We start from the raw sequence: 8,467 nt of genomic DNA, 5'->3' as shown, positions 1-8,467 counted from the left end.
ACCACGCCAACCTCGGCGAGGCGACCTTCGGCAACCACGCCCACTTCGACAGCGTGACCTTCGGCGACCACGCCAACCTCGGCAGCGTGACCTTCGGCAACCACGCTAACTTCTACAGGGCGACATTCGGCGAACGCGCTCGTTTCGCCTTGGCGGCCTTCGGCAATCACGCGTTGTTCACCGGTGCGACCTTCGGCGACGTCGACTTGACACGCGTGGCTTTCGGCCGCGACGCGAGACTTAAGGGAGTGGCGTTCGGCCAGACTGCGGTGGTGGGGCCGCTGGTGTGTGCTGGGGAGCTGGATCTGTCGGGGGCGGTCTTCGAGACTGCGGTGACCATGGAGGCCGCGGCCGCCACTCTGTGCTGTCGGCGGACTCGATGGGCCTCTACTGCCGCGCTGCGGTTGCGGCACGCCGCTGTAGACCTCTCCGACGCGGTCATGGAGTTTCCGGTGTCCGTCGCCACTCACACCCGCCCCTTCACCGATGGCAACGGCGCCGAGGTGGCCGAGCCCGCACTGACCCACCGGCCCGTGCAGGTGCTCTCCCTGCGGGGGGTGGACGCCGCCCATCTGGTGCTCACCGATGTCGACCTCACCGACTGCCGCTTCGCCGGCACCATCCATCTCGACCAGCTGCGGTTGGAGGGACGCTGCCCCCTGCCCACCCCGCCTTCCGAACAGCGGCGGTGGCGGCTGGTGCGTCGCTGGACCCCGCGCCGCACCCTGCCCGAGGAGCAGCACTGGCGGGCGGCTCGGCCTTCCGGCGCCCGGGGGTGGACGCCCGCGCCTGCGGGGGAGGTGGTGCTGGGGCCGGCGGCGTTGGCGCCGACGTACCGGCAGTTGCGGAAGGCTTTCGAGGACGGCAAGAACGAGCCCGGTGCGGCGGACTTCTACTACGGCGAGATGGAGATGCGCCGCCACGACGAGGACACCCCTCGGGCGGAGCGGGCGCTGCTGGCGGCGTACTGGGCCGTCTCCGGCTACGGGTTGCGTGCTTCCCGCGCGATCGCGTGGCTGCTGGTGGCCTTGGCGGCCACCGTGACGGTCATGGTGCTGTGGGGGCTGCCCCAGGAGACGCCGAAGCCGACGACCACCGGCCGCCAGGCCGGCCCCGGGCAGAGCGTCACGCTGGTCACCGACACCCCCGACCCAGTGAAGCCGGACGGACCACTCGCTGACCGGGTCACCGGTGAGCGGTTCGGTAAGGCGGTGCACGTGACGCTGGAGTCGGGGCTGTTCCGGTCTTCCGGGAAGGATTTGACCACCGTCGGCACCGGCGCCGAGCTGACCTTCCGCTTCACCGCCCCCATCCTGCTCGCCCTGGCCGTCCTCGCCATCCGCGGCCGGGTCAAGCGCTGACGTGTCCGCCGTCCTCGCTCCCAACGATCGGAGTCCGCAACCCGCGGCCCCAGCCGCCCGTGGCGGCTGGGCTGGGCGCAGCTGCGGGGTCGTTCGTAGCCTGCGGCGTCGGTCCGTCAGGCGGTTCCGTCCGTGTCGTCTTCATCGTCATCGTCATCTGAGTGGCGCGCGTAGCGGTCCCATGCTGTGCCTGCCGCGCCCATGGCGATGATGGCGAAGGGCATCGCGTCGGCTGCCTTGCCCAGGACAGCGTCGGTGACTTCGTCGGTGAAGGACGCCGTCATGAGGGTCAGGAGTACCAGGGCTGCCACGAAGTAGATGAACGCCGCACGCCGCACTGCCGGCGGCAAGAAGCCAGCCTCGGTCGTCGTGAAGTCGTGCACGGTCTCCTCAAGGCCGGCCACCAGGTCCTCGGGTGCCTCTTCGGTCTGTCCTGCGGAGGCTTCCTCGAAGGCGTCTTCCAGCAGCCGCGCCGCATTTTCGCGGGTCTGCTCGTTGAGTCGCCGCCACCCGTCCACGCCTCCCAGCAGCTGCGTCAGGCGGGGCGTGTCGAAGGCAAGGCCGAGGGTAGAAGTGGCGTCATCGGGCCGAATGGCCTGGTCCATCCATCGGCGGGTCGTCTCGCGGTGCACGGCAGGTGGACGGAGGACCTCTTGGGCCCATCGCTGTGTCGCCGCCCGGCGGACTTCGTCGGTGACGGCGAACGCATCTACGAGCCGTGCCGACCAGTTCTCGCGTGCAGCTGCCGCTGCTGCGTCCAGTGCAGCAGTGCGCGCTCGCTGGGATGCAGACAGGTTGGCTGCCGCGGCGTGAAGAGAGGACGCGGAGGGCTTCTCGGACAGCGCGCGCGCTGCTGCGGTCGCCGCGCGGCGGAGGGCTTCGTACGCGGGCTCGGGAGGGATCGGGACCGGCATGTCAGCACCTTGCCACAGCTCTCGCGAGCAGCGGCTCGGCGGGAGGCGCGACGCTCAAGCCGCCGATCTGCAGAGCGAGTTCGGTCCGCGCGCTGCAACGTTCGAGGCAGGCTGAACACCCTCTTGCGCATTTTGCACCTTTCGAGACTTCTTCTCGTCGGTGGCTTGCCCTGGCGAACGGTGGCGAATTCGCTGGATGGTCGTTAGCACTACGAACGGCGTTGAAGAATGCCTGTAGGACAAAGCCCTGGCCTCCGACGAGGACGCCGTGTATTCGCGGCGCATTCCAGGACTGCGTCGCCGTGAGCGGAAGCGGCCAGCGCCTTCCGTCGCCCAAGGGCCCGGGGCGTGCGGCACCTAAGCCACCGTCGAGTTGTCGTGAGGAGTACGACGCACGCTTGCCCATAGCGTGCGTGACCAGCATGTTTCCTTCCGTTCTTCAGGATGCCGGAGCCGAGTACCTCGGCGGACTGCTCGTCGCCGCCACGGCGGCCGCGTTCACTGCGGCCCGTGCGGCCTGGCGGCGCCGGCGGGCCCGCAAGTCCGCTGCGCAGAGCATCGAAAAATAGCCGCACGCGCCGCAATTCTTTGATGGAGATTTCCATGCCCCAGCCATACAGCGTCGCGTATCGGACGACGAATAACGTCGTCCGATACGCGACATCCGGAAAGCCCGCAGCGGAAGTGGACCGCGCGCACGCCTGGAACCACCTGTTCACCCCTCAGACCCCGGAGGGATGGGCCGGGGAGCTCGCCAACGTGCCCGGTGTCCTGACCCCGACGAACGCCCTGGGCGACGTCGCCAAGCGGTACGACGAGATCCTCCAGTCCGTCGAACGCGACGCTCCCGACAGCCTGCTGGGCGAAACCGACCTCCTCGCCGGCCTGCTGGTCATCCGCACCCTGCGCGACAAGCTCCTCGAGGACGAGTTCCGCCTCATCGGCGCCGCCCGCCGCCGGAAGGTGACCTGGGCGCGGCTGGCCGACGCTTTGGAGGTCCGCAGCCGCCAGTCGGCCGAGCGCCGCTTCCTGCAGCTGCGCAGCAGCACCGACAACGCCCACGGCCGCACCCTGACCCAGCACGAGCGCGTCGAGTCCGAACGCGACATGCGGGCCCGGCGCTCCGAGCGGCAGTGGGCCGCCCAGCACGCCCCGGACATCCGCCGGCTCGCGCAGTGGCTGCTGGAAGTGGAGGACCTTCAGCAGCGGGCCGACGACTCCATCCACGCCCGGCAGGCGTACCAGCAGGCCATCGAGAACGCCGTACGCAACGGGAAACCGGCCCCGGACAAGGAGCCTCAGCGCTGGCCTGTCCGGCTGCGCGAGACCGTCGCCGCGGACACCGACCTCCAGGCCCGCCGGGCCGCCGCCCTACCGGAGGCCGGCCCGGCCGGGACGGGACGGTCGCACCCCGACATCGACAAGCTCGTGCATCAGATGCTTGGCCTGATCGCTCACGCCGCCGTCCCCGAGGCCGCCGACCTCAGCGACCAGCCCGCCCTCGTCGCGGCCATCAGCGAACTGTGCCGGCAGGCCGAGCGGGCCACCACCCCCTAGCCGACCCCACGAGCCGGCACCCCCGCAGAGTGCGGGGACCCGCTTCCGCGCGCTTGAGTTTCTGCATGCGAACCACACCCAGGCCCGCACCACGGTGAGCAGACCTCCCACCAGCGGGGGATCAACATCAGAGAAGTTGATCCCCCTTGCCCTAGAAAGTTCGCAGATGCACACTTGAGGGAGAAGCGGGGAGCTGCGGATCGCGCGGGAGGCGTTGGCCTCCGCAACGCCCGACCTGCGGTTTCTTCGCAGAAGCTTCTCGGGGTGCTGGACGGCAGGTGGAGCATCATGCCGAGGAAGAAGATCGTCAGCCCCTTCCCGAAGCGGTACACCGACCGGCAGTGGGCCCGGTACTTGAAGGAGGGCCGGCAACTGGTCGAGGAGGAGACGCGGATCCAGTTCAAGCTCGGGGACCTGACCTTGCGGATGGTGCGGACACACCGTCGCGATGGCAATCACGGTGTCTTCGTGGTCCTGGACAGGTTCGCGGACCAGATCGGCATCAACGTGCACACGCTGATCGGCTACCGCCACGTCTGCGTTGCCTGGCCCGAGGAACACCGGGCTCCGGGCGTCTCGTGGTCCATCCACAGGGCGCTGGACGCGCTGGAGGACCGCTTCGAGCTGATCAAGACACCGCCGGAAGGGGCGGAGCGGTGGACGGAGGACATGGCGTTGCGGCAGGCGGGGCGGCTTCCGCACAGGCCGTTGACGAAGGAGGAGAAGCTGGACCGGGTGCGGGTGCTGCTGGACCAGGACGAGAGCGCCGCCGAGGCGGTCCAGGAGCTCATCCGCCGGCCTGAGGTCGCCCACCATGTGATGGGTGAGGCGAGCAACCAGCGGATCTTGTACCGGGCGCATCATGAGCAGCGGCAGCAGGCGCGGGACGCGCGGCGGGCGGCGGCGTACGCGGGCCCCCCGGACGACGGGGAGGGGGAGGTCGAGGCGGAGGTGCGGCGGCGGGAGCCGGCCGTGGATTACACGCGTGCCTCGAGTGAAGTGCTGGAGCTGCTGGGGGTTGGGACGGGCTTCCTGGTGGAGCTCCAGGAGCAGATTCCGCGTCTGCACGTGGGGGAGTTCACCGAGCGGGAGGTGCGGGCGGTCAAGGACAACAACCGGCGGATCAGGGCCGCGCTGGACTGGTGCGACACGGTCCTCGACACAGGTGACACCACGATGGACGAGGGCCTGGTCCGCATTCTCGAAGAAGGCGATGACCTGTCATGACTCCGCCGAAGACCCGGGCCGGGCGCGGGCCCGGGAAGCAGCTGGAGCGGACCGCGCCGGTGCCCACGCAGCATCTTGCGGAGCTGGCGTGGAATCTGTTCGAGGACGCCGGGGAGGACGTCCTGGTCGCCAAGGAGCAGGTGACCGACCGCATCCACGCCACCGACTCGCAGTTCGAGCGGCTCAAGGGCTACATCCGCGACCACGTCACCCTGGAGAAGGGGAAGGCCTTCCTCGCCTACCGCGGCGGGTACATGATCACCACCGACCCGGCGAAGATCGCGGAGAACGTGACCTGGCGGCTGCGGCGCATCGACACCGAGCTGCGGCGGCTGCTGAGCGGCTGGATCAACCCCCTGGGTGAGGAGGTGCTGCAGCACGAGGTGCTGGCGATGTATCAGGACGACATCGGGCACATGCTGCGGGTCTCCGAACGGATGCGGACCTCGAGTCTGACGCTGCCCAAGCCGGTCAAGTCCAAGCGACGCCGCCGCCGCGCGCAGGCCGCGGGCAGCTCCACCCGCCGGTGACACCCCTTGGCGTCGTGGTGTGAACCAGGCCGCGCGGTGAGCGGTGGCCGCCAGGAAGCGAGCCGGCCCCTCCAGCCCCGCCGCGCTGTACCGGGCGCTGGAGCAGCTGAACGCCGCCCCAACACTCGATCCGGCGCGGCGAGCGGCCCGGCTCCCGCCGAGCGACGCCCCACTGCTGCTGGGAGCGATGCTCGCGAAGGCGGAACTCGACGCGGCCGTGCGCGCCGACCCGGCCGAAGAACCCCCCACCGGCCTGACCAACCTGCTCACCGGCTACCGGTCCCTGACGGCCACCGGCGCCACCGGCCCCGCTGAGGAAGACCTCCTCCTGCGCCTCCTCACACTCCGGCTGATCCGCACCGCGACGGAGATCACCACCTACGCCGACCGCGACCCCGACCTCCTCGACGCCGCAGCAGACGCCACCATGGCCGCCGCCAACCTCCTCAGCGCCCACCGCTTCACCAGCACCCACACACCGAACCCCGCGCAGGCAGAACGCGCCCTCACCTCAGCGGCCCAGTTCACCCACCGAGCCCACGAATACCTCAACACCCCGCCCCGCAGCCCCTGAGCGGCACCGGCACGGCGTCAGCGTCCGGAAGGCGCTGCGCCCTGTCGGGGGCGGTGTTGGAAGCTGCGTCATGGGGCCCGGAGTCGCACCCGTTCCTGTCACTCTTTAGAAGTACAGGATCGGGGTTGTGTGCGTTGTGACCTATCTCGGCAGCATCGGGGGTTAGGCGTCTGTTAAGGCTGTACTCTGGAATGCGTACAGGGACGCTTGGAGACGCGTTTTCGCTGGTCAGCCAGCGGAGTTGCAGATGCCGAGGGATTCCTGGGAGCGCACGAAGGGCCCGAACCCGGGGGGTCGTGGCCCCCGAGCAGGGCCCTGCGCTACTGCTTCGAGTCCGGCCGAGTGTGTCGCGGTCGGACTCGTCGCTTATGCGCGAGAGACCGAGCCTTCCGGACTCGTGATGACCGCCCGATTACCAGAGCGAGATCACCCCGAATAAGACGGCCACCGCGACGCTCACTCCGGCGAGTCCGACCTGCCATCGTTCGGCAGGCGTCCACCGGTGTTCCGGTCGCTTCGGCGTCGGCTTCTCCTCCATCGGTACTCCTTCCTCTTCGGTCCAGCCCGCCGCGGCGGGCGCCCGCCGGCCGGTACGGCCGACGAGGTATCAGGGAAGAGAGGTGGTACCGGAGTTCATGGTACGGCCGCGTATGCGCCTTCGGAGTACGAACCGCACGTCACGTCCTCTCTCCAGCCCTCCTCTTGGGCTGTCCGCCCGGCGGCTGCGCGGGGCCGCCGGGCGGACAGCGGTCACCTGGCGGCGCACCCCTGCAGCTGAGCGGCCACGTTCCGGTCCGGCCAGGTCAGTAACACGGCCTCGCCCGGCTCGGTGCCAAGTCGCTGGATGGCCGAGGTCAGGGCTCGGGAGAGGGTTCCCGCGCAGGCGTGGAAGGCGCTCATGGTGAGCGTTTCGCTGTCCTCCCCCCGCAGCAGGCGCCAGACCTTCAGGAGGTTCAGCGAGTACAGCAGGCGTGGTTCGCGCCGAACCCGTGTGGTGACGTCCTCGTGGTCGCGGTCCTGGTGCCGTGGGGTCTCGGGATCGTCCAGGTCGGCGGCCTGTTCTGCCCAGTGACGGGCGGCGCGAAGTTCTCCCCGGACGGTGTGGAGCAGTGAGAGGCACTCGGCCGAGGCGGTCTTGCCGGCTCCGGCGGCGAACTGCCAGAAGAACTCGGCCTGGTCGTCCCGGTCGGCCAGGTGGAGGAGGCAGGCGAAGACCAGGGCGTTGTCGGCGTCGATCTCTCTGGTGGCCAGGCGGGTGATGTGGGTGGCGGCGTCGGGGGTGCGGATGGCGAGAGAGGAGAGGGCGCGCAGGTCGCGGGCGGCGCGCTCGCGGCGGGCGACGGGGCCGGCCCGGTCCGGCCCCGCTGCATTGAGCGGGGCCGGGCCGAGCGCGGGGTGGGGGAAGCCGCCCTGGGCGGTGCCGCGCTGCACCGCGTCGAAGTAGTCCTCCGCGAGCCGCTCGCGGGAGGCCTTCAGCTCCTTCTCTTCGTCCGGGTCATCGGCGGGCAAGGCGCAGGCGTCGTTGAGGACGTCGTCCAAGGTGCGCGGCACGGGCATGGTGCGGGTGTCCCTCTCAGTTGTCTGTTCGGTCGGTGTCGAGGTCGATGCCCAGCTCGTCGGCGAGCCGGCGGCGGGCATAGGTCAGGTGGGAGCGGACGGTGGCTTCCTCGACTCCCAGGATGTCGGCGGTGCGGGCGCGGCTGAAGGCGAAGACGTAGTGGAGGACCACCACGTCCAGCTGGCGGGGAGGCAGCTTGGAGATGGCGGCGTAGAGGCCGAGGCCGGTCTCCAGGGCGGCGAACCTGTCCCGGAGATCGTCCATCTGCTCCCTGAACCGGTAGTAGAACGCCGCCGTCTCGGTGATGGCGGGTTCGCGGTCCTGGCTGACGAGGTAGTCGTCGACGGCCTCCTTCAGGTGTCCCCAGGCGCTCTCGCGCGGATTGGCCTCTTCCATCAGCCGCTTCCAGCCCACCAGGAGGCTGTAGAAGACGCGGTGCACGACCTGCTTGGCGATCTCCTCGTCCCCGAGGAGGAGTTCGGCGTAGCGGCGGTAGGGCCGGTAGAACCGTTGGTGGAAGGCCTGGAACTCCAGCGGGATGCGGGTCTCGCGGGCCTCGGTGCGCCGGGTCGTCCTCGGGTCCTTCTTGTCGTTCTCGGTCATGCCAGGACCTCCCGGGCGCTGCGCGGGATGGCGGGGAGCGCGGGAGTGGGCCGGCTGGAGTGCTGCTGCCGGGTGGGGAGTCCCGCTATGCCCCTGGGATCGCGGTCGTGCTGCGGCTGGGTTGCCGGCTCCGGTGCGGGGGG

The 8,467-nt window shown here is 69.9% G+C and carries 10 protein-coding genes; 6 read left to right on the top strand and 4 right to left on the bottom strand.

The genetic code is table 11. The features are described 5' to 3' along the window. Window positions 1-1,361 (top strand): pentapeptide repeat-containing protein (locus K304_RS0120315; RefSeq protein ID WP_027765229.1); only part of this gene is annotated, 1,361 nt, incomplete at its 5' end. A 116-nt stretch (window positions 1,362-1,477) separates the two neighbouring features. On the opposite strand, the gene K304_RS33470 is transcribed toward K304_RS0120315, so the two are convergent. Continuing rightward, the gene (locus K304_RS33470; RefSeq protein WP_158687386.1) at window positions 1,478-2,275 is read right to left on the bottom strand and encodes a hypothetical protein; all 798 of its coding nucleotides are present in this window, start codon (window positions 2,273-2,275) and stop codon (window positions 1,478-1,480) included. 413 nt (window positions 2,276-2,688) lie between these two features. Between K304_RS33470 and K304_RS33465 the strand changes: the two genes are divergently transcribed. The 5 genes from K304_RS33465 to K304_RS0120285 all read left to right on the top strand — a co-directional run bounded on the left by K304_RS33465 (window position 2,689) and on the right by K304_RS0120285 (window position 6,163). Next, window positions 2,689-2,844 carry a hypothetical protein gene (locus tag K304_RS33465; RefSeq protein ID WP_158687385.1) on the top strand — a complete coding sequence of 52 codons (156 nt, stop codon included), beginning with the start codon at window positions 2,689-2,691 and terminating at the stop codon, window positions 2,842-2,844. 115 nt (window positions 2,845-2,959) lie between these two features. Next, window positions 2,960-3,832: a hypothetical protein gene (locus K304_RS31815; RefSeq protein ID WP_051308662.1), complete on the top strand. Its 873-nt coding sequence runs from the start codon at window positions 2,960-2,962 to the stop codon at window positions 3,830-3,832. A gap of 288 nt (window positions 3,833-4,120) precedes the next feature. After that, on the top strand, window positions 4,121-5,059 hold the full coding sequence (locus K304_RS0120295; RefSeq protein ID WP_037791297.1) for a DUF6192 family protein: 939 nt from the start codon (window positions 4,121-4,123) through the stop codon (window positions 5,057-5,059). After that, a complete protein-coding gene (locus K304_RS0120290; RefSeq protein WP_027765226.1) occupies window positions 5,056-5,589 on the top strand; it encodes a hypothetical protein in 534 nt (177 codons plus the stop codon). The genes K304_RS0120295 and K304_RS0120290 overlap by 4 nt, the downstream gene beginning before the upstream one ends. Window positions 5,590-5,632: 43 nt before the next feature. Then, window positions 5,633-6,163 carry a hypothetical protein gene (locus K304_RS0120285; protein WP_027765225.1) on the top strand — a complete coding sequence of 177 codons (531 nt, stop codon included), beginning with the start codon at window positions 5,633-5,635 and terminating at the stop codon, window positions 6,161-6,163. A 412-nt stretch (window positions 6,164-6,575) separates the two neighbouring features. On the opposite strand, the gene K304_RS34165 is transcribed toward K304_RS0120285, so the two are convergent. The 3 genes from K304_RS34165 to K304_RS0120270 all read right to left on the bottom strand — a co-directional run bounded on the left by K304_RS34165 (window position 6,576) and on the right by K304_RS0120270 (window position 8,324). Then, window positions 6,576-6,701 (bottom strand): hypothetical protein, encoded by a 126-nt coding sequence (locus K304_RS34165; RefSeq protein ID WP_486591755.1) that lies wholly within the window; start codon window positions 6,699-6,701, stop codon window positions 6,576-6,578. Between the two features lie 212 nt (window positions 6,702-6,913). Next, window positions 6,914-7,714, bottom strand: coding sequence for a hypothetical protein (locus K304_RS31810; protein WP_158687384.1), 801 nt, complete (start codon window positions 7,712-7,714; stop codon window positions 6,914-6,916). A 22-nt stretch (window positions 7,715-7,736) separates the two neighbouring features. Further along, entirely contained in the window at window positions 7,737-8,324 is a 588-nt protein-coding gene (locus tag K304_RS0120270; protein ID WP_051308660.1) for a sigma-70 family RNA polymerase sigma factor, read from the bottom strand. Window positions 8,325-8,467: the final 143 nt, after the last annotated feature.

It is taken from the genome of Streptomyces sp. CNS606, assembly GCF_000426325.1.
Note: the sequence above shows the minus strand (reverse complement) of the source record. Positions and strands in the feature narration are given on the sequence as shown.